16 protein-coding genes are annotated in these 21634 nt (G+C 59.8%); 10 read left to right on the top strand and 6 right to left on the bottom strand.

All coding sequences use genetic code 11. The features are described 5' to 3' along the window. Positions 1-48: 48 nt before the first annotated feature. Complete coding sequence (locus K288_RS0100700; protein ID WP_051334278.1) at positions 49-1044, top strand: NAD-dependent epimerase/dehydratase family protein; 996 nt, start codon at positions 49-51, stop codon at positions 1042-1044. Further along, the gene (locus K288_RS0100695) at positions 1041-2180 is read left to right on the top strand and encodes a DegT/DnrJ/EryC1/StrS family aminotransferase (RefSeq protein WP_027577856.1); all 1140 of its coding nucleotides are present in this window, start codon (positions 1041-1043) and stop codon (positions 2178-2180) included. Before K288_RS0100700 ends, K288_RS0100695 begins: the two co-directional genes overlap by 4 nt. A 303-nt stretch (positions 2181-2483) precedes the next feature. Here K288_RS0100695 and K288_RS0100690 read toward each other — a convergent pair whose 3' ends face one another. Then, positions 2484-3341 (bottom strand): 2OG-Fe(II) oxygenase, encoded by an 858-nt coding sequence (locus K288_RS0100690; protein ID WP_152535329.1) that lies wholly within the window; start codon positions 3339-3341, stop codon positions 2484-2486. Between the two features lie 539 nt (positions 3342-3880). Between K288_RS0100690 and K288_RS44190 the strand changes: the two genes are divergently transcribed. Next, positions 3881-5314, top strand: coding sequence for an O-antigen ligase family protein (locus tag K288_RS44190; RefSeq protein WP_160168906.1), 1434 nt, complete (start codon positions 3881-3883; stop codon positions 5312-5314). A gap of 129 nt (positions 5315-5443) precedes the next feature. Then, complete coding sequence (locus K288_RS44185; RefSeq protein WP_152535328.1) at positions 5444-6610, top strand: right-handed parallel beta-helix repeat-containing protein; 1167 nt, start codon at positions 5444-5446, stop codon at positions 6608-6610. 113 nt (positions 6611-6723) lie between these two features. Here the strand turns inward: K288_RS44185 and K288_RS44180 are convergent, their stop codons facing one another. Further along, positions 6724-7842 (bottom strand): glycosyltransferase family 2 protein, encoded by a 1119-nt coding sequence (locus K288_RS44180; protein ID WP_051334252.1) that lies wholly within the window; start codon positions 7840-7842, stop codon positions 6724-6726. Then, entirely contained in the window at positions 7839-8810 is a 972-nt protein-coding gene (locus K288_RS44175; protein ID WP_051334251.1) for a glycosyltransferase, read from the bottom strand. The genes K288_RS44180 and K288_RS44175 overlap by 4 nt, the downstream gene beginning before the upstream one ends. A 431-nt stretch (positions 8811-9241) precedes the next feature. Here K288_RS44175 and K288_RS49345 point away from each other — a divergent pair, with 431 nt between their 5' ends. The 5 genes from K288_RS49345 to K288_RS0100645 all read left to right on the top strand — a co-directional run bounded on the left by K288_RS49345 (position 9242) and on the right by K288_RS0100645 (position 14417). Further along, positions 9242-10291 (top strand): polysaccharide deacetylase family protein, encoded by a 1050-nt coding sequence (locus K288_RS49345; RefSeq protein WP_051334250.1) that lies wholly within the window; start codon positions 9242-9244, stop codon positions 10289-10291. 132 nt (positions 10292-10423) lie between these two features. After that, positions 10424-11296, top strand: a complete 873-nt coding sequence (locus K288_RS44165) for a hypothetical protein (protein ID WP_027577854.1) — start codon at positions 10424-10426, stop codon at positions 11294-11296. A 32-nt stretch (positions 11297-11328) separates the two neighbouring features. Continuing rightward, positions 11329-12921 carry an acyl-CoA ligase (AMP-forming), exosortase A system-associated gene (locus K288_RS0100655; RefSeq protein ID WP_152535327.1) on the top strand — a complete coding sequence of 531 codons (1593 nt, stop codon included), beginning with the start codon at positions 11329-11331 and terminating at the stop codon, positions 12919-12921. Then, positions 12900-14123, top strand: a complete 1224-nt coding sequence (locus K288_RS0100650) for a pyridoxal-dependent decarboxylase, exosortase A system-associated (protein WP_043159022.1) — start codon at positions 12900-12902, stop codon at positions 14121-14123. The genes K288_RS0100655 and K288_RS0100650 overlap by 22 nt, the downstream gene beginning before the upstream one ends. 21 nt (positions 14124-14144) lie before the next feature. Next, positions 14145-14417, top strand: a complete 273-nt coding sequence (locus K288_RS0100645; protein ID WP_027577851.1) for an acyl carrier protein — start codon at positions 14145-14147, stop codon at positions 14415-14417. A gap of 217 nt (positions 14418-14634) precedes the next feature. Here K288_RS0100645 and K288_RS0100640 read toward each other — a convergent pair whose 3' ends face one another. From K288_RS0100640 to K288_RS0100630, 3 genes are read right to left on the bottom strand one after another with little or no spacing between them, the layout of a single operon-like run. Then, positions 14635-16053, bottom strand: a complete 1419-nt coding sequence (locus K288_RS0100640; RefSeq protein ID WP_244442999.1) for an HlyD family type I secretion periplasmic adaptor subunit — start codon at positions 16051-16053, stop codon at positions 14635-14637. Further along, positions 16050-18272: a peptidase domain-containing ABC transporter gene (locus tag K288_RS0100635; RefSeq protein ID WP_084799419.1), complete on the bottom strand. Its 2223-nt coding sequence runs from the start codon at positions 18270-18272 to the stop codon at positions 16050-16052. Before K288_RS0100635 ends, K288_RS0100640 begins: the two co-directional genes overlap by 4 nt. Next, the gene (locus K288_RS0100630) at positions 18250-18576 is read right to left on the bottom strand and encodes a hypothetical protein (protein ID WP_027577848.1); all 327 of its coding nucleotides are present in this window, start codon (positions 18574-18576) and stop codon (positions 18250-18252) included. The genes K288_RS0100635 and K288_RS0100630 overlap by 23 nt, the downstream gene beginning before the upstream one ends. A gap of 694 nt (positions 18577-19270) precedes the next feature. Here K288_RS0100630 and K288_RS0100625 point away from each other — a divergent pair. Continuing rightward, on the top strand, positions 19271-21598 hold the full coding sequence (locus K288_RS0100625) for an AAA family ATPase (protein WP_027577847.1): 2328 nt from the start codon (positions 19271-19273) through the stop codon (positions 21596-21598). Positions 21599-21634: the final 36 nt, after the last annotated feature.

The following is a 21634-nucleotide window of genomic DNA, read 5'->3' as shown; positions in this document are numbered from 1 at the left end:
TTCGGCATGGCTCAACAAGCTCAATAACGGGAGAGCGTCTTGGCTGATCTGAAGGGGAAGCGAATCCTGGTCACCGGCGGCGCCGGATTCATCGGCTCGCACATCGTCGACCTCCTATGCGACGAGAGCTGCATCGAGATCGTCGCTCTCGACAACATGATCAGAGGACGGCCGGAGAATCTCCAGCGATCGATGGGCCGCGGGCCGGTCCGCATGGTCCAGGGCGATATTCGCGACGGCAAGCTGATGGCATCGCTTGTCCAGGCCGCCGACATTGTCTTCCACCAGGCCGCCTTGCGCATCACCCATTGCGCCGCCGAGCCGCGCCTGGCCAAGGAAGTCATGGTGGACGCCACCTTTGATCTGCTCGAACTGTGCGTGAAGCACAATATCGAGAAGGTGATCGCCGCCTCCTCGGCATCCGTCTACGGCATGGCGGACGAGTTTCCGACGACGGAGCGGCAGAACCCCTACGACAACCGGACCCTCTATGGCGCCGCCAAGGCTTTCAACGAAGGGCTGCTCCGATCCTTCAACGACATGCATGGGCTCGACTATGTCGCGTACCGCTATTTCAACGTTTACGGCGATCGCATGGACATCCACGGCCGCTACACCGAAGTGTTGATCCGCTGGATGGAGCGGCTCGAAGCCGGATTGCCGCCGATCATCTTCGGTGACGGCCAGCAGACCATGGACTTCATCCATGTTCGCGACGTCGCGCGCGCCAATATCCTCGGGGCCCGGGCCCGGGTCAGCGACGAGGTCTTCAACGTCGCCAGCGGAACCGAAACCAGCCTGGTGCAACTGGCGGAGGCGCTTGCGTCGGTCATGGGTCATCGCGACCTGACGCCTGAGTTCGCGCCGGAGCGCTCGATCAATCCGGTGCCGCGCCGGCTGGCGTCGACTGCGAATGCGGAGCGAAAGCTCGGCTTCCGTGCCACCGTGCCGCTCGAGCAAGGCCTTGCCGATCTCGTGAAGTGGTGGCGGGCCGAACGCGGATCGATTCCTGCAACCCGCCAGCAAGAGGCTGTCGCCTCGTGATCCCGATCGCACTGCCACTCCTCTCCGACGAAGAGGCTGAAGCCGCTCGCGAGGCCGTGCTTTCCGGCTGGGTTTCGCAAGGCCCCCAAGTGGCGGCCTTCGAGCGCGATTTTGCGACACTGGTCGGCGCGCCCCATGCGTGCGCCGTTTCCAACTGCACGACCGCCCTGCATCTTGCCCTGGTCGCACTGGACATCGGCCCCGGCGACGAGGTGATCACGGTCAGCCATTCGTTTATCGCGACGGCCAATTGCGTCAGATATTGTGGCGCCACCCCCGTCTTTGTCGACATCGATCCGGACACGTACAACATCGATCCGGAGCGCGTGACCGAAGCGATCACCTCCCGCACCCGCGCGATCATCGCGGTCCACCAGATGGGGATGCCCTGCGACCTCGCCGCGCTCGTTGCGATCGCCGATCGTCACGGCCTCACCTTGATCGAGGACGCCGCCTGTGCCGCCGGCAGCCAGATCCGCATGAACGGCGGCTGGGATCGGATCGGGAAACCGCACGGCCGGATCGCATGCTTCTCCTTCCATCCCCGCAAGGTGATCACGACTGGCGAAGGCGGCATGCTCACCACCTCGGACCCGGAACTCGACCGCAAATTCCGGCTGCTGCGCCAGCACGGCATGAGCGTCCCGGACACCGTGCGGCACGGGTCTCCCCAGGTGATTTTCGAGGATTATCTCGCCGTCGGCTTCAATTACCGAATGACCGATATCCAGGCCGCAGTCGGTCGCAAGCAGCTGACGAAGCTGTCCGACATCGTGGCTCGCCGTCGGACCCTGGCGGCACGCTACGCGGAATTGCTCGGCAACGTCGAGGGGCTGAGCCTGCCATTCGAGCCGGAGTGGGCCCGCTCCAACTGGCAGAGCTATTGCGTGCGTCTGCCGAGCAAAGTGGACCAGCGGGCGGTGATGCAGAAATTGCTCGACAAGGGCATCGCGACACGCCGCGGCATCATGTGTTCGCATCGGGAGGCGCCTTATTCGAACGACAAGCAACGCCATGATTTGCGCCAGTCTGAACTCGCGCAAGATCAGGCAATCCTGTTGCCGATTTACGCGCAAATGAAAGACGAGGACCTTGAGCTGGTGGCTGGCACGCTCCGCGCCGAGGTCAACCGATGACAACGGAGACATCTCTCAGCGTTGTAGTCCTTTAGGCGCGCGTGGTCTCGGAGAGCACCGGGGATTGCAATGGCGCCGACGCCTGGCGACGCGGTGGCCGCCGAATCCGCAACCGATTTTGCCTGCCGGCCATATGCACTGGGTGAAGCACAAGATGTTTTGGCGACGTCTTCGCTTGCGCGGCAAGTAGGAGTCGCCCGCACTGGCCATCCGCGCCGGGAGCCGGCGCTGCGCGATGTCGGGGGCTTCGCGCCAGCCCCAGTAGCTACGATCGCCTAACCGGCCGACCCAACAGGGTCACCACTACTTCCGGAACAAGCGCGGAAGCTGCCAGACAATTGGCGGAACAAAGGGCTTCATCATATCGAGGACACGTCGCCGACGGACCTCGTTCGGACGCATCTTGAATATCGTCGTATGATCCGCCGATCTCTCCTCCTCGGGACGACCATTCGTATAGTAATACAAGGCAATAGACCGCCGGTACTTTCCTTTTGGACTTGTCAGCGGATCTGGATGGCCGTGATACGCCGTGTCGGTCGTCGTAAAGACGACGATGCGATTCGCGATGGGCAGATACGCCTTCTCTTTTGTCTTGACGTCCTTGTCCCAGAGTTCGAGGGCCCCGCCCCACTCCTCCTGCCAATCGTGGTTCAGGTACACCAACAGATTGAGTCGGCGGTCGAGTCTGAGCTCCCTATGGGTATTGAAATCCGCATGGATGGCGAGACGGCCCCCTCGCGGGATCATGTGCAGGCCGCCACCTGACAGATACGGATCGGGTATCAGACCCTGGATACCCGTAAGCTTCTCCAAGAACTCCACGAACACCCGCGAATTCAGCGCATTGACGAATTGCTGAATGTAAGGCGGAAAGTCCTCAAGACGAGCCAGGCCGAGCTTTTGCTCTTCGTAAGTTCCGGCATCGAGAAACCTGCGATCCCACGATGCATCATATTCGCCGGGGTAGTTCGCAACCACCGTCCTGATAATATCGTCGTCAAAAAAATCATCGATCCCGATATGCGGGAAAGGCCGATTGTCGCGATATTGCTGGGCCCATTGGTCGCCGTGCTGCGCCATTTTTTTGATGGGAAGAAACGACTTGACGCCGAACGGCTCCGCCTCGACCGACACCGCACGCTGGAGAGAGCTAACCATGGCCTTGCTCCGCTAATGACCCTGGGCGCCTATTAAACGCGATTATTTTATATGATCAAGATTTAATTTCTGATATTATTCTATAATGCAGTTAATTGGATCGACGCGGCCAACAACTTCCGATAAACCATTGCCAGGAATAGCAAAATTTCCGCATATAATCCGAAATAACCGCAATTGACGTCAGTCCGCCGATTTTGAGAGAGGCCGCTTGGTATTTAGAATGGGGTTCACCGAGAAGTCGAGGCGACTCCCCGGGAAACCAGTGATTGAACCTGAAGCAAGGGAACCTCGCTGCAATGTGCCGCCATCACGAAGCTAGCGTCTCACAAGAGATCCATTCAGGCAAAACTATTGAGCAAGACGGCAAGAACATTCAAGCGACCCCATGCGAACTCTGTATCGAGCGTGGTGAGCTCGCCGGGGCTGGCTGCGGGCGCAGGCTTCAGAAGCGTGGGATCGGAGAGCGATCAGCAGAGTAGCCCATTGTAATGCGGCCAGCGCGCTCAGCTGGATATGGTCCTGGAAATTCGCACCGATTGATCGTTGGTCTTCAGATGGCAGGTACAGCAAGCTTTGCAATAAGATCCCAGCGCTCATTGCTGTCTGGGGCAGACGGGGCGCTTGCACGACGCGATTTCTCTTTGCAGACAAATCAACCGGTGGGGAAAGCTACCTGGAACAGACCACATTGGATGGTTACTTGTTTCCTGATCGGATTGACCATCCCGTGGATCATTCCTTTAGGGCCACTGAACCTGTCGGTCTATCGTCTCGTTCTGCTGGCAGCCCTACTGCCCTGTCTTTTGAGTTGGGTGCGCGGCGAGCTGGGTTTCAAGCTTCAGGACGTTGCACTTTTTCTCTACTCCATCTGGGCCGCAGTTGCCCTGTTTGCGGCGCATGATAGCTCGGCTGCCACTCAAACTTCCGGCATATTTTTCATAGAAACGATGGGAGCCTACCTCCTCGCGCGCCGCTATATTCGTAACGCGGCTGACTTCAGAGGAATGATCTTCGTGGTGACGATGGTCGTTTTGGCCCTGTCGCCCTTCGCTATCTATGAATGGATCACGGGACACAAGCCGATCTTGTCGACGTTAAGAATGATTTTCCCGACAGTCGACGTTACAATGATGACTCCCCGGTGGGGCTTCTGGCGGGTTCAGGGGCCGTTCAGTCATTCAATCGAATTCGGCCTCTTCTGTACCAGCATCTTGGCTCTGACCCACCTCGCTTGGGGACATGGCTGCAACTCTGCCTCGCGATGGCTTTTGACCGCGGGAGTGGCGGGCACCGCCTTTCTGTCGATGTCGTCAGCGCCCATTTCGTGCCTTTTTCTCCAAGTCGTGCTGATGGCTTACACTGCGATTCTCTGGCGCAATAACAGCAAGTGGATGATATTGTGGAGTATCATCCTCGTGGGATTCTTGGCCGCCCAACTCGGATCAAATCAAGGCGCCGTCAAGTTCTTCATTTCGCACTTCACGTTCGACCCCCAGACGGGGTGGTACCGCGTCGCGATCTGGGATTTCGGAAGTGAGTCGGTGGTCAATCATCCATGGCTTGGAATAGGCCTCGCCGATTGGCAGCGACCTCGGTGGATGCCATCTGACAGCGTGGACAATTTTTGGCTTTTGACCGCCATGAGGTACGGAATTCCCGCTCTGGTCCCGCTCATGGGCTCCTTCATTTTGACAATAGTTGCGGTCACTTGCGCGAAGAGCGCAGACAGAACAGTCGAGATTTGTCGCGTGGCATACGTGATTTGTATGGTCACGTTCTTGTTCGTGGGCACGACCGTTCATTTCGCGCACGCAATTTACTCGTGGTTCATATTCGCATGGGGCAGTGGTGTATGGTTGATGGACACCGAGCTACCCAAGTTGGCGAGGACCGCCGAAAGCAATCTGCCTACAAGAGATCGCCTATTGCCGCGCGGCAATGCCCGCCAGCAGTCCCGCGCCTGGAACTGAATTGCTCGACGTCGAGGACTCGCCGCGCAGCGCACAAAAGCACAGGCTCGGAAAACATGATCCGGTCGCCAGAGCTGTAGATGCAGGTCTCCAAACCAGGTTCACAAGCCAAATTAGACCGAGGGTTTTATGGGTCGTTTACATTGGGCACTATGGCTCTTCGCTTCACTTGCGAGCATAGCGTGCGGCAATGGTTCTCAGGGACAAGTAGCTCCTTCAGCTCCGGCTCCTGGCCCATCTCCCAGCGGCGGCCCGTGTAACCTCCATGCCACTCCGTCCAATTTCGCAAGCCAAATTTCCGCGGCATCCGCGGGACAAGTAATCTGTCTTGCTTCAGGTGACTACGGCACTTGGGATGGCGTTGACAAAGCCATCACCATCAAAGCCGAGGCTGCTGCAACTCCAAACATGCAGGTCAATTTCAACTCAAGCGTTGGCGGCTTCATTCTTGATGGAATGAACGGCATGGGCGGCACCGCAGTTAACGCAAAGAACTTCACGATCAGAAATTCAGTGTTTGCTGCTACGATCGATATTGAGGCCACTGACGGGAATATCTTGCTGGAGCACAACACGCACGATTGGCATGCTGTCTACCGCAAGGGATCCCCTAATGGAAAGGTTCGTGTCGAAAACAATACCGCAGCTTTTTCGGGTGTGACGATCCAGAACTCCACGTTTAGAAACGGCGATCTGGATGGAATCCATCTCGGCGCAGGTATCAACATTCTGAACAACATCTTTGATAACCTCTGCGACGTCGGAACCAATCACACGGACAACATCCAATTCGAAGGCGGAACCGGCGGCCGTATTGCGGGCAACTACGTCCATGCTTCACTCGACTGCGAAACCCAAGGCATTACCTCATACGACGGCGGTACGGTCGGCGTGATCATTGAGGACAACGTGGTCGATATTTCCCGAAAGTGGGGAATTGAACTTTACGCCGACAAGAATTCGATTATTCGCCACAACACTGTGCTTTATCGCCCGCGTGGTTGCGCAGGCGGGGAATGCGGCTATATCGACATCAATCGCAAATTGACCGATCCCGCGGGCGTGGGCACGCAAATTTACGACAATATTGCAATGATCACGTTCGGCAACGGATCCACAGGAACTTCGACAAACAATATGTTTGTCCGGGGGGCGACCAAATCGAACTTCCGCGGAATGCCCGTCTATGTCGGCGGGGCCCTGCCAACCTCGTATGCCGGATTCAAGCTCGCTCCAGAGTCACCTGGAAAAGGCAAGGCATCCGACGGTACGGATGTGGGAGCACGGATTCCTTAAACGTCCGTGGCGTTGCAGCTGTGATGGAGCGATACCATAACCACGCATTGGTCGGTAGCCTAACCCCAGCCGGAAGCTCGGTCATTCCGGCGAGATCGGCCTAACGTCTTCCCTTAGGTCAAACTGCGAGCGAAACCAATGACGTCGCGAGGCCAGGCTGTCTTTTCCATCCCGGTGCGCCGCCAATGCCGCCATTCCATCCGATGACTCACGGCCCTGTCGGCATAGGCCAGCAGCCGACCGACCGCGCTGTGGCGGCCGGCCAGGCGACGGCTCAGTGCGCGGCCTAGGCCTGAGTCCATCATTGCTGGATCGAGCTCGCGGATGAAGGTCACGTAAGGCTCGACCGGCCAGTCCGGCGGAGTCGAGCTGTCGAACTGGTCAAGCAGAAACAGCGTGGCCGTCCGCGCGAGAGCGCGCTCCGCCAGCTTCAGAAGCGCTGGCGCATCCCTCACCATCGACCCAGCGCCAAGCACCGAGCGAAATGCGTCGCGCCGTCCGGCGAGGTCGGCCAGCACGCTCGAGTAGACCGTGCGCTGCATGCTCTGCGCATGGACCCGGTAATAGGCCTGATCGGCCCCGTTGACCCTGCCGACATCGGACATCGACGCGGCCTTGAGCCACATCTCCATGTCGCCGGAATGCGGCAGCGCCGGCGAATAGCCGCCGATGCGCTTTTGGATGCTGGACCGCATCACCACCTCCGGAGACATGATGACGTTGCGCCCCGTGCCGCAAAGGCGCTCGATCCAGTCGCGGCCGCGCCAGATCGACGGCTCGCGCTCGGCGAGACGCGGTTGCGGCACATCGCCACGGAGCGTGATCGGATGGCCGTAAACGAAGCCGACGTTCGGATTCTTCTCCATGACCGAGACGGCTCGACCGAGCGCGCCCGGCGTCAGCAGGTCATCGGCCGACAAAAGGACAAAATAGTCCTCGCGGATAAGGTCTATCCCCTCATTGTACGTGGCGATATGCCCCTTGTTCTTCTCGTGGCGGATAAACTCGACCCGCGGCTCTCCAGTAGCGAGCCTGGCACAGACCTCCGGTGTTTCATCCTTGGAGCAATCGTCGATGATGAGGATGCGAACGTCCACGTGCGGCTGGGCGAGAATGGTGCGGGTGCAATGTTCCAGATATCGAGCGTAGTTGTAGCACGGCACCAAGACCCGCACCGTGGGGAGGCGGTTTCCGATGGTCCGTGCCGTCGTCTGGGTGTCGGGTGCTGTCATTGGATCAATGAGCTGTAAATCTGGGTGACGTCGCGCTTCTCGCGCTCGATCGAATATTCCGTTCGCACAAATCTGGAGGCTTCGAGTCCGCGGACCCGGCACCATTCAGGGTCTATCGCATCCGCCTCCAAAGCGGCCTCGACAGCTTTCGCGAAATTGAGCACATCGCCCGGAGCGATAGCGGAAGAGAACGAGGGCTGGAAAAACTCGCTGCCTCCGTAGCCGTGCACGCCGATGACGTAGTTGCCGCAAGCCATGGCCTCTGCGGCTGGCAATCCGAAGCCCTCTTGACAGGTAAAGGCTAGGAAGATGCGGGACTTGCGAAGATGCTCGCCCACCTCGTCGTGGCTGATGCCGTCAATGGCGACGAGCTCCCAATCGCGCAGCGCGCCGCGCGACCGCAGCATTGCCAATACTTGGTGGGCGTCGTCCGCGCCGCGGCGCGGCATATAGGTGATCTTCTTCTCGGCGGCGACGTCGGGCGGGTGGAACAGCTTCCCATCAAGGCTCAGATTCACCCTGAATGTTGTCACGCGCGGAAAGGCAAAGTTGATCATGTCCTGGTTATGCTTCGACACGACGATGACCGCCTTCACGTTCGCGGCATCGTAGATGGCGCTCGAATTGGGCCGCTTCCAGGTGAGATGCGAGTTTTGGTTGAAGACGACGACGCGAATGTTGCTGTCCAACCGTCCGATAAGATCGACGTCTGTCTCCGGCACCACCAGCAGGTCTTTCGACGACAGAGCAGTCTCAGCAACCGATTGAATTCTAGTGGTGTTCGCAAACCAAGAATAGCGGAAGCCCCGCCGCTGGTGCACGACCACGCTGCTGACGCCGGCCGCGTTGAGAATATCGACATGCTGATAGATGACCCGATTGCCACCAGCTGGTTTGTCATAATCTGGAGCAAGGAAGTATACGGTCTGCTTCTTCGCCCCTGCTGGAGCGTACTGCGGCGTGCGCAATCTACTGCGCTCGAGGCTATGGTATAGATCTCGTATCTTTTTGTATTTTCTCATGTAATTCATCTTTTCTGCAGGCAGCGCGACCCAGCCGAAAAAAAACCGGTGGGTCGCCCCGGGAGGACGACGCGCTCGTGCCTGCCGATCCAGAGCTCATAGGAATCATCCGCGCTGCTCGGCAAGCCGCACCGGAGCAATCCGACCGGCACCGTGATCCCGATTAACGTGTTCCAGCTCGAGCCCACCGCATCCAGCAGTTTCCTCCGGCAAAAACCTCATTGAGCCCGACCTCTGTCTCCGTGCAAACGCCATTGCGGCGCAATATAAATCCAAACTCGCGGTATTATGGTAAATATACATATTAAAATTTAACCCGCTGGATTTAATTTATTTATTTTGATATAGTCTTGCAAGTCAATTGAGACATAGAGCGGGTGACCGGCGTGTTGACGAGCTTTCTGCCAGGCGGCTGGACCGGCCCGATCGTGCTGCGCGGCCGAGGTATCGGTTTTGCTGAGAGGTCGCGATCGGCGCACGTTGAAGCGCCACCCGCTGTGTCCCGTCGGAAACCGCCACAAGTCGGGGGTGAAATCTCGGTCGGGTCAACCGCCAAGCGCACAGTCAAGCTGACCATCAGCCTGCTCTATTATCTCGGGCGAGGACTGTTGCGATCGGCACTGCGACTGGCAGGGGGTTCGCCCGCCCCCAGGCTGGTCATCCTCTACTATCATGGCGTACCCGACGCATATCGATCGAATTTCGTGCGCCAGTTGGAGTCGATCCGACGAAAAGCCCGGGTCGTGCCGGCATCGCACCGTGGAAGCTTGCCTCCCGGCAGGCCCAACGTCGCGATTACGTTTGACGACGCGTATGTCAGTGTCGCCAAGAATGCCTTGCCCGCGCTTACCGCCCGCGGCTTTCACTCGACGATCTTCGTCCCAACCCGGACATTGGGGGGGCCGCCGACCTGGTCGATGAAAGCCGGCAGCCCCGACTCTATCGAGATAGTGATGTCGGCCGAGCAGATCGCGAGGCTGCCGTCCGCGCTTATCACGGTGGGGGCGCATTCCCGCACGCACCCTCGCCTCTCGCGTCTCGCGCCCAGCGACGCTCGGGACGAGATCGAGGGCTCGCGCCTCGATCTTGAAGGTCTGACGACACAAGAAATTCGCCTATTCGCGCTTCCATATGGCGACCACGATTCCTCGACAATCGAACTCTGCCGAATGGCCGGCTATGAAGCCGTCTTCAGCACCACACCCACCCCTGTCGACACGACGGGCTCTGGCCTGGTCAGGGGCCGCGTGAAGGTTGATCCATTCGATGGGCGTCTTGAATTTTTCCTCAAATACAACGGCGCTTATGCCTGGGCGCCATTCGTCTCCTCACTGAAGAGGAAGCTGAGAAACTACAAATCATTTCCGGCGGATCAAAAATTATCGCCCGGGCAATTAGCGTCTTACAAGCAGCCAAAGCAGTCATGAAGCCACCGATCCGTTCGTCGACGACCAGCGCCCGTTCACCCCATGTTTTCAAACGTACGCTCCGCAATCGTTCAACACCCTGCCACGCTGCAGCACCGTTCCAAAGTGCCGCATCCGCTGAATAGGTTGACGTTGAACAAGCTGGCGGGCGCGGTAGAGCTTCATCCCATCACCTCCGCAGATGTGCCCGCGGTGGCGCGGTTTCTGCACGCTGAACTGAATACCCGCATCGCAAGCGCCGAGTGGGAGGCCGCAATCACTCCGCCATGGGTCTGCAGCCAGCCGAACCACGGTTTCCTGCTGCAGGCAGGCGAACGGATCGTCGGCGTTTACTTGGCGTTCTATTCCGAGCGGAAGATAGATGGCCAAACGGAGCGCTTCTGCAATCTGGCCGCCTGGTGCGTGCTTGACGAATACCGTGCGCGCAGCGTCTTGTTGCTCAACGCATTACTTTCCCAGAAGGGTTACCACTTCACCGATCTCTCACCGAGCGGAAACGTGATACCGCTCAATGTCCGGCTAAAGTTCTCCCACCTGGACGTGGCGACCGCCCTCGTCCCAAATCTACCCTGGCCGCTCTTGTCATCGCGCGTGCGCATTATCTCCGAGCCGCAGGAAATCGAGCGTACCTTGCGCGGTCGCGACCTGGAGATCTATCGCGATCACGCGCGGACGGCGGCGGCGCACCATATTGTGGCCGTTGAAGGCGACGCGAGCTGTTACGTCATATTCCGCAGGGCCCGACGGAAGAACCTTCCGCTGTTTGCCTCGATTTTGTACGTCGGAAACCGGAAGCTGTTCCATAAGGCTGCCAAGCACGTCTTCCGTCATCTGCTGCTTCGCCATGGAATTCCGGCGACACTGGCAGAGCTGCGCGTGGTGGGCGACCGCCCGAAGCGGTCGATCATGCTGAAATCGCCGAGACCGAAGATGTATCGGAGCACGACCTTGCGCCCCGATCAGATCGACGACCTCTACAGTGAACTTACCTGCGTAGCCTGGTGAAAGGGGCAGACAGGTTGGAGATGGGCCAGACGATGACAAGGACGAGCTTGCACCACCTGCTCCAGCATCGCGCCGCCTCGCATCCGGAGGCGCGGGCGCTGACCTACAAGAACACGACGTTGAGCTATGCCGAGTTGTGGCGGCAGGTTTGCGTGGTGGCTGGGAAGCTCGCCAGCCTCGGTCTTGAGCGAGAGCAGCGCGTCGCGGTGTTTCTGGAAAAGCGCATCGAGACAGTCGCGGCGATCTTCGGCACGTCCGCAGCCGGCGCAACCTTCGTGCCGATCAATCCCCTGCTGCGGGGTCACCAGGTTGCACACATCCTCACCGACTGCGAAGCGCGCGTGCTGGTCACCTCGTCGGAACGACTGGAGTTGCTTGGCGACGTCCTTGGTGCCTGCCCCAGTGTCGAGCACATCCTGCTGGTTGACGCCGGATCGGAGCCTGCGTCGCGGAAGACGGACGCCGCGATCCACCGCTGGCCGTCTGAACCCGGAGATCGCGCCCCGATCCGAGGCGCCGCCATCGATCTCGACATGGCTGCGATCCTCTACACATCGGGCAGCACCGGCAAACCCAAAGGCGTTGTGCTTAGTCACCGAAACCTGATCGTTGGCGCGGAGAGTGTGAGCCAATATCTGGCAAACACGGCTGACGACGTGATCCTGGCCGCTCTGCCGCTGAGTTTCGACGCCGGCTTCAGCCAACTCACCACCGCCTTCAGCGTCGGCGCGCATGTGGTGCTCATGAACTACCTTCTGCCCGGCGACGTCGTGCAGCTCTGCGCCCGGCATGGAGTCACCGGGCTGACCTGCGTGCCGCCACTGTGGATCCAGATCGCCGAGCAGACGTGGTCCCCTGAGGCGGCACGCTCGTTGCGATACTTCGCCAACACCGGCGGGAAGATGCCCAAGCCGATCCTTGACAAGCTGCGAGCCCATTTCCCGCAGGCCAAGCCGTATCTCATGTACGGCCTGACCGAAGCATTCCGCTCCACCTATCTCGATCCCGCCGAAATCGACCGCCGGCCTGGTTCCATCGGCAAGGCGATTCCGAATGCCGAGATCCTCGTGGTCCGGCCCGACGGCACCAGGTGCAATCCAGGCGAGGAAGGCGAATTGGTCCACCGCGGCGCATTGGTTGCGATGGGCTACTGGAACGACGCGGAGCGTACGGCAGCGCGATTCCGGCCGGCGCCGGGACGGGACGCCTCATGGCGAACGCCCGAGATTGCAGTCTGGTCCGGCGATGCCGTGGTGACTGACGAGGAAGGCTTCCTGTACTTCGTCGGACGCAAGGACGAGATGATCAAGACCTCGGGCTACAGAATAAGCCCGACCGAAATCGAGGATGAGGCCTACGCGACCGGGCTGGTTCGAGATGCAGTGGCGCTTGGGGTGGAAGATGGCAATCTCGGTCAGCGCATCCTGCTTGTCGCGAGCCCGGCCGGAATGAATGGCGCCGACCATACGACCGCCATTATCGCCGCGATGAAGCGCAGATTGCCGCTCTACATGGTGCCGTCGGCGGTCATCATTCGAGATGAAATCCCGCGGTCGCCAAACGGCAAGTTCGACCGCGCTATGCTGAGGAAGGAGTTCGCCTCTTGGCCTTGCGACCAACCATAGCCGCGTTTGGCCAGATCGATGGTCAGCTCGCCGTCGGCGGCATCCCGCTCCAGCGGCTGGCCGACCGGGTCGGCTCCACGCCGTTCTTCGCCTATGACCGCGCGTTGCTCACCGACCGGGTCAAGCTGCTCAGATCGACCCTGCCGCGGGGCATCAAGTTGAGCTACGCGATCAAAGCCAATCCGATGCCGGCGGTGGTGCAACACCTTGCGACGCTGGTGGACGCCTTCGACGTCGCGTCGGCGGGCGAGATGCGCACGGCTCTGGACACGCCAATGCGCCCAGCCAATGTGAGCTTTGCCGGCCCCGGCAAGAACGAGGCAAGCATCACGCAGGCCGTTGCCTCAGGGGTGACCATTGAAATCGAGTCGGCCACCGAGGTTGCGCGAGTCATCCAGGCCGGCAACCGACTGGGGCTGCGCCCACGGGTCGCCGTCCGGGTGAACCCGGACTTTGAGGTCAAAGGCGCAGGTATGCGCATGGGCGGCGGGCCGCAGCAGTTTGGCGTCGACGCAGAGAAGGTCCCGTCCCTGCTCGCCGACCTCGCGGCCGCCGATGTCGAGTTTCTCGGATTCCATGTCTTCGCCGGATCCCAGAACCTGAGCGCGGACCTCATTTGCTTGGCCCAGCGCCGGACCGTGGATCTCATTCTGGGGCTCGCCCGCAACTCTCCGCCAATCCGCTACGTGAATCTCGGCGGCGGGTTCGGCATTCCCTATTTCGACAAGGATCAGCCGCTCGAACTCTCCGCTATCGCCGCCAACCTCACGGAGTTGATCGAGACCGCTATCGAGCCGAACTTGCCTGAGGCACGCGTGGTGATCGAGCTCGGCCGCTACATTGTTGGCGAGTGCGGCGTCTACGTCACCCGCGTCGTCGATCGCAAGGAGTCGCGGGGACGCCACTATCTGGTGGTCGACGGCGGATTGCACCACCAACTCGCCGCTTCCGGCAATTTCGGACAGGTGATCCGGCGAAACTATCCGATCGCGGTCGGCAACCGCCTTGGCGAAGGGGCCGACGAGGTCGTGAACGTCGTCGGCTGCCTGTGCACGCCCCTGGACCTGCTGGGGGACAATGTCAGCTTGCCGCGAGCCGAAATCGGAGATCTGATCGTGCTGTTTCAGGCTGGCGCCTACGGACTCACCGCCAGCCCCACTGCTTTCCTGGGACACCCGCCGCCGGTTGAGGTCCTCGTATAGACTCGAGCAATTGGAGATAAAATGAATATCGACGATCGTACGTTTGAAACCGTCAAAGCCACTATCGTGAAAACGCTCGGCATCGAAGATCGGGCCAGCACGCTCAACGCCTCGACGCCTCTGTTCGGCAGCATGCCCGAACTCGATTCCTTTGCGGTGGTCCAACTGCTCGCCGCGCTTGAGGAAGAGTTCGGCTTCGAAGTCGACGGCAGCGAGTTTAGCGGTGAGATCTTTGAGACCGTCGGCTCCCTTGCAGAGTTCGTCAGGACGAAAACGCCGCTGCCGGCCCACTGAGGCCGGCCTTTTTCGTTCCTGCACTGGCCGCTAGCGCCACATCGCCGACCGATTGTAACCATCCCTTCAAGAAAGATCTACTTGAGGCGACGGCTTCTGCTGCAGCAGGCCGTTCCTAGAGTGCTTTCGAGCAAAGTGGACGCCGGTTCGCGTGAAGAAAACGCGGTAAAGCAAGAATCGAGAGCCGCGGTTCTGATTCAATCAGAACCGAAATGCTCTAGGGTTCGCGGATCGATTCATCCAGGCCGCGAAGCAGCGGATAGAGGAAATAGGACATCACGCTGCGCCGGCCGACTTTCATCTCGGCCGTCACCGCCATGCCCGGGATAAACTGAGCGCGCTCTTCCGGCAGCCGAAGGTGCGTGTCGGACAGGTCGACCAATACGCGATAATAGGGAGCGGTCGGACGGTGCGCACCTTCGGCTTTCGGATCCGGCGGGAACGAGTCCTGGCTGATGACGCGTACCTCGCCTTTGGCTGTCCCATATTTCTGGAACGGAAACGCATCGAACTTGATCCGCACGGACTGGCCGACCGAAACCTGACCGACGTCCTTGCCCTCGACATTGACCTCGGCCCGCAGCGGCACATCGCGTGGAACAAGTACAAACATCGGCTCGGCCTCACGTGCGACCGAACCGACAGTTCGGTTGGCGATATCGAGCACGATCGCATCGTCCGGCGCCTTCAGCACGATCAGCTTCCGGCGTAGCTCAGCCTTCTTGAGGTCTTCGGCCGCGCTATCCCGCTTCGCCAGCGTCTCCACGAGATCCTGATAGGCCGTCTTGCGAAAATCCTCGGCGTAGACCTTCTCGTCCGCCTGGGCTTTGTCGAGGCGATGCGCATAATCGGCGATATTGCCGCGGACGCGCGCCAGATTGCTTTCCACGTCGAGGCGAGCGTCGCGCGAGAGCAGCAAATTCAGCTTCGAGCCGACTTCCTTGTCCATCAGCGTCGCGCGCATGACCTCGATTGACTTCATCGTCTCGAGCCGCTGAAGCAGCACCGTCTCTTCGTTCTGCGCAGTCGACAGGTTGGCGCGCGCGGATGCGATCTGCGCTTCGTAGTTCTCGATCTGAGCATCGTAGGCCGCCTTGCGCTGCAGAAACATCTTGCGCTGCAGGACCTCGTCGGCGTTCGCGGATTCGTTGACGAGATATTCCGCGCCATTCAATTCGGCCTTGAGACGGTCAATCGCGGCATTGAACACGCCAACCTTGCTGCTCAACTGGTCGAGATCCGCCTGCGAGAATGTCGGATCGAGCGTCGCCAGCAGGTCGCCGCGACTGACCCGGTCGCCCGGCTTCACATGTATCTCGCGGATGACGGAGGTCTCGAGCGGCTGGACCACAATATTGGGCCGTGTCGTAACCAGCTTGCCCTGCGCCGTCACGATCATGTCGATCTGCGACCCCGACGCCCAGCCGATCGCGGTGAGTATCAAGGCCAGAGCGCAATAGAGCGTCACGCGGGCGACGCGCGGCGGCGCCCGATTCTCGACCTCGATCGCATCGGACTGGAACTCCGTCACCACCGGCGGCCGGTGCTTGGTCGGCCTGAACAGGCCGCGCCGCCGCCGTTCGGTCGTCCGCACCGGAGCGTTTGCATCGCCCTGGGATTTCTCAGGCTTGGTCATGCGATCTGCTTCGTCTGCTGGTTCCAGAGATGCCGGTAAATCATGCACTTCGACAGCAACCGGTCGTGATGATCCACGTCGACGATCCGGCCGCGGTCGATCACGAGGATCTGGTTCGCGTCCGAGAGCATCGACAGCCGGTGCGAGACGATGATGACGGTCCGCCCCTCGGCGATACGGCGCAGGTTGCGACGGATGATCATCTCGCTTTCGGAGTCGAGCGCGCTCGTTGCCTCGTCCAAAATCAGGATGCGCGGGTTGACGATCAGCGCCCTGGCGATCGCGAGACGCTGCTTCTGGCCTCCCGACAGGTTCGAGGCATCCTCCTCGAGCATGGTGTCGAAGCCGCGCGGGAGCCGTTCGATGAACTCATCGGCGCCCGCAAGCTGGGCCGCGCGGACGACCTCCGCAAAGGTCGCATCGCGTTTCACGCAGGCGATATTGTCGCGAACCGTGCCACGAAACAGGAAATTGTCCTGCAAGACCAACCCGAGATTTTGGCGCAGATGGGCCAGATCGAGCTCCCTCGAATCGTATCCATCAACGCGCAGCAGGCCCTGCTGCACCGGATACATCCCGGAAATGAGCCGCGTTAGCGTGGTCTTGCCGGAGCCGCTTCGGCCGACGATCCCGAATATCGCCCCCGGAGCAATGGAGAACGAGACGTCGTCCAGCGCCGGCGCGCCTTCCGATCCGTAGCGGAACGAGACATTCTCGAACTCGATCTTGCCGGCGAAGTCGGGCCGCAGCCCTTCGCGATTGCCGTCGCGCTCGGGCTTCTGGTTCATGACCTCGCCGAGCATCTTCACCGCCAGAGCGACTTCCTGATACTCGTGAACCATGGTCACCAACTGGACCAGCGGCCCCGATACCCGGCCTGCCAGCATGTTGAAGGCGACCAGCGCGCCGATAGTCATCTCACCGCTGAAGACGTCGAGCGCACCAAGCGCGATGATGCCGAGCGACATCATTTTCTCAAGAAATCCGGTGATTGACTGCGCAGCGGCAGAGATCTTCTCGACGCCGAACCGCATCGTCACCGACTGTGCGCAGCGATCGTCCCAGACCCTGCTCTGCAGCGGCTCCATCGCCAGCGACTTCACCGTACGCATGCCGTGCACGGTCTCGACCAACAGAGCCTGACGCGCACCTTCCGCCTGGTAGAGGTTATAGAGACGGCGCCGGAACGGTCCCATCAGCAGCGCGACCACCAGGCCGCTGGCTGCCGTGAACGCCAGCACCATGCATGTCAATTTGAGGCTGTAGAGCGCCAGCACCGGGAGGAAGACGAACAGCGACAGCGCATCGAGCGTGGTCAGGAACAGGCGGCCGGTCAGGAACTCGCGAATTCGCGCCGCCTGCTGCATATGCTTTACCAGGACGCCGGCCGAAATGTGCTCGAAGAAGGTCACGGGCAGGCCGAGGAGATGACCGAACGTCTTGGTTGCCACCCGGATGTCGACCTTGTTGGTCGCATAGAGCAAGAGATAGCGTCGCAGAAAACCAAATATCGCGTCGAATGCCAGCGCGGCGGTCGCACCGGCCGCCAGCACGTAGAGCGTGGTGAAGCTCTCGTGCACCAGAACCTTGTCGATGACGAGCTGGAAGAAGATCGGTATCGCGAGCCCCAGTGCATAGAGCATAATGGCGGCGACCGCGACGTCGATGAACAGGCGCCACTGACGGGCCAGTTCGGGGATGAACCAGCGCAGCCCGAACGTCGGCCGATGGTCCGACGCGAGGCGCTCGCGCTTGATCAGGATGGCCTCACCGCTCCATCGGGCGCAGAACGCATCCCTGTCGACGATCAGAGGCTCGTCCCGGCGCTCGGCGAGCGGATCGAACACGCTAACCGCTTCCGCGCCATCGGCTCCCTGCCCCGCCGCGAGAACGACGATCCAGTTGCCGTTCGAGAGCCGGAGCAGAGCCGGATAGGCCTCTCCCAACCGAAACAGCGCACCCCAGTCGATGTGCGTGCGCGTTGCGCGGAGGCCCGCATCCTTCGCCATGCGCAGCAGTCGAGTTGACGAGACAGCAGTCCCGTCAATGGCATAGCTGTGCTTGAGGCGTTCAACCGGCAGATCGACGCCGTGATAGGCGGCGATCCTTGCCAGACATTCAAGTTCCGTCCGCACAGCCGGGCTAACCGGCTCGTCGGCGTCTACAGGCGGCGCTTCCGCGACCGCGAGGTCGGCTTCAACGGAAATTGCTTGAGACATTGGGGGACCGTGGGCTGTTGGGCGGATCGCGTTCCGTCGAAGTCGTCTGGGCCTGTTCGCCCGACCCTCTCGGCGGGTTGCGCCGCACCGCGCCGGCGTCGACCAATCCCTGCAACGCGTTCTGCATCACCTCGACCGAATTCGCGAACGACTCCACAGAAAAGATCAGCCTTTGCCGGAACACCTTCTTCGGCGCATTGTTGGCGTCGCGTTCGGTCGGCGAAAGACTGACCAGATCGACACGGACGATCGATCCGCCAATGGTGATCTCGTCCACTCCGTCAGTATAGAGTTCGTCGTGCATCAAAGCCTCCATGCTGCTAGCTTCAGCCTGAATCTTGCGTCGACCTGCAGCCAGGGATCGACGCCGACGATATTCACTGACCTGGGTGGCCGCTCGATCGAGAACCCGGCTGTTGTTGCGATATCCGTGAGGCCCCCAGAGAAATGACAGGAGGCCGGAAGCCTGGGCATCGGATTCGATCAAACAAACCGCCTGGTTCCTGTCTCAGCAATCTCCAACGCTCGAAATGGCCAACCGGTATTCCGATAATAAATAAAGATCGCGACCAATTAAATGTCAATTGATTATGTCGCAAATCACCCAATATATTATCTCAGCATTATCCCTGATGGATCGGGTTCCCCGGAACCGTCCCGCAGTTCCATCAACCCACTCACGAACCAGCCTGAATTCCGATCGGGTAAAAATTAAGCATCAAACTGCAATTCGCTCACGGACGCAGTTCCAAACCTCCGGGTGATTTTGCAGGAGCGCCCTCACAATATGCTCCGGCGCCTCGCTGCAGGAGCCTGGATCAGGCCACCACCCAACCATTCGCATATTAACTATCGTACATTTAATTTGAACAAACGACATTTTCCGGTATATTTATTTTTAAATGCGGGGCGGCACACCGCCCGGCATTCGGCGGCCATGCCAAACTTACGCTGGCGGCGGCCCGGCGAGATTCACAGGCGGCAAAGGCGACAACCGAATGCTCCAGAGCAACATGCTGCAGACCGACAGGCTCCGCGCACCTGTTTACGATCATGAGCCGGAAAGCGGCGGGATCGGTGAACTCATCAATACTGCCCTTGCATTCCTGCGGCGTCAGTACGTGGTGCTCATTCTTGCAACCTCACTCGGATTGACCGCTTGCCTGATCTATCTGCGGATCACACCGCCGACCTATACCGCCCAGGTCCAGGTCATGCTTGAGAACGCCAAGACACAATTTATCCAGCAACAATCGATCCTGGCCGAACCGGCTTTCGATCTCGGTCTCTTCGAAACTCAAGTCCAGGTCCTCAAATCGAGAGGACTGGCCGTCCAGATCATCAATCAGTTCAAGCTCGCCGACGACCCCGATTTCAGGCCATCGCCCACGTCTCTATTCTCTGTGTTGCACCGGCTTCGTGGCCTGTTGGTGTCATCGCCGCCGAACGATCCGCAACCGCTTCCGTCGAAAGATCCGCCGGAGGGTCTCATCGTTGCGTTTCAGAGCCGCGTCGTAGTGGACCGGATCGGCTACAGCAACCTTATCGAGATCAACTTCAGTTCGAGCAACCCGGTACGAGCCGCCGAGATCGCTAACGCAATCGCGAGCGTCTATCTTGCCGAACAGGAGAAAGCGAAGCTGGAGACAAGTCGCCGGGCAAGGGATTGGATGCAGGAACGGCTGCGCGAGCTCGGAGAGCAGGCGCTCGCGGCTGATCGCGCGGTTAGTGCTTACAAGTCCAAGAACAACCTTGTTTCTGCCGGAGGAAGGCCGATCGACGAGCAGCAGGTCACTGAGCTCAACAGCCGATTGGTCGCTTCTCGCGCGCAGACCTCCGACGCCTTGGCAAAGCTGAATCGCTACGAGGCGATTCTGGAAGCCAACCCGGCGAACTCGTCCTCGATCGGCAATCTGGACGCAGCGGGCACCGATGCACTTAACAGCCCCATCATCACCAACCTGCGCCAACAATATCTTGAACTGGAACGGCGCGTCGCCGAGTGGGCGCCACGTTTTGGCCGCGACCACTCAGCAGTCGTGAACTTACGAAATCGGATGCGCGAGCTTCGCGCGTCGATCCTCGACGAGGTCAAGAGATATGCTGAGACGAGCCGGAGCGAACTCGAGGTCGCCAAGCAGCGGCAGCAGGAGATTGAGAAGCGGATGTCCGAGGCCGTGGAACAGTCGCGTTCGACAAACATGGCGGAGATCACGATACGGGAATTGGAGAGCAAGGCGAAGAGCTTGCGCAGCCTGCATGATACATTCCTGCAGCGCTATGTGAGCGCAGCGCAGCAAGAAAGCTTTCCGATCGCGGAAGGACGGGTGATGTATCCGGCGGTGCCGCCGCAGAGCAAGAGCAAGCCGAAGACCCCGCTGATCCTGGCCCTGGGCCTGGTCGGCGGACTCGGGTTGGGCATCGGACTGGGCTTGTTCAGAGAAATGATGGATCGTGTCTTCCGCACGTCCGCACAGATCGAATCGACGCTGGGATTACCATGTTTGTCCCTGGTGCCGGCGCTGCGGACTGAAAAAGCATCGACTTCAAAGGCAGCATCATGGAACGCTGACCAGGACACGCGGCAACGAAGCATATCCACCAGATCGACATTTCACAGGACCGTTGTCGGCAAGCCATTATCTCGATACGCCGAGTCAATCCGGGCAATCAAACTCGCTATAGACCTCAATCCCGGCAAAGCCTCCAATCAGGTAATTGGCATCACCTCCGCCCTGCCGAATGAGGGCAAGACGACGATCGCAGCCTCGCTCGCCCAGCTAATCGCTCACGGCGGCAAGAGCGTCATTGTCGTCGATTGCGACCTCCGAAACCCGTCACTTTCCGCCAGCCTCGCCGTAAACGCGACCGCAGGCATTGTCGATGTCATCAGCAACGGCAGGCATATCGACGAGACGATCTGGCGGGATCCGAAAACAAATCTGGCATTTCTTCCCGCCGTCAGCCAAACACCTGTGCTCCATACGAGCGAGATGCTGGCAGCGGATTCAATGCGCAAACTCTTCGATCAGCTGCGATCGACCTATGATTATGTCATCGTCGATCTTCCGCCGTTGACACCCCTGGTCGATGTTCGTTCGACGACGGCCTTCATCGACTGCTACGTACTGGTGGTGGAATGGGGACAGACGAAAGTCGACGTCGTCAAGCATGCGCTGCACACCGCTCCCAATATCCACGAATGTCTGATCGGGGCGGTTCTCAACAAGACCGACATCAAAGCCATGTCGCGCTACGACACGCACCGCAGCGATTACTATCGCGATGATCACTACATCCGGTATGGGCTGACCGCCTCCAACTAAAGCGAAAGACCCGGTGCCTTTTCTGTCAAGGGATAC

Origin of the sequence: Bradyrhizobium sp. Ai1a-2 (assembly GCF_000426245.1) — a bacterium.
In the GTDB taxonomy this organism is placed as follows: domain Bacteria; phylum Pseudomonadota; class Alphaproteobacteria; order Rhizobiales; family Xanthobacteraceae; genus Bradyrhizobium.
Note: the sequence above shows the minus strand (reverse complement) of the source record. Positions and strands in the feature narration are given on the sequence as shown.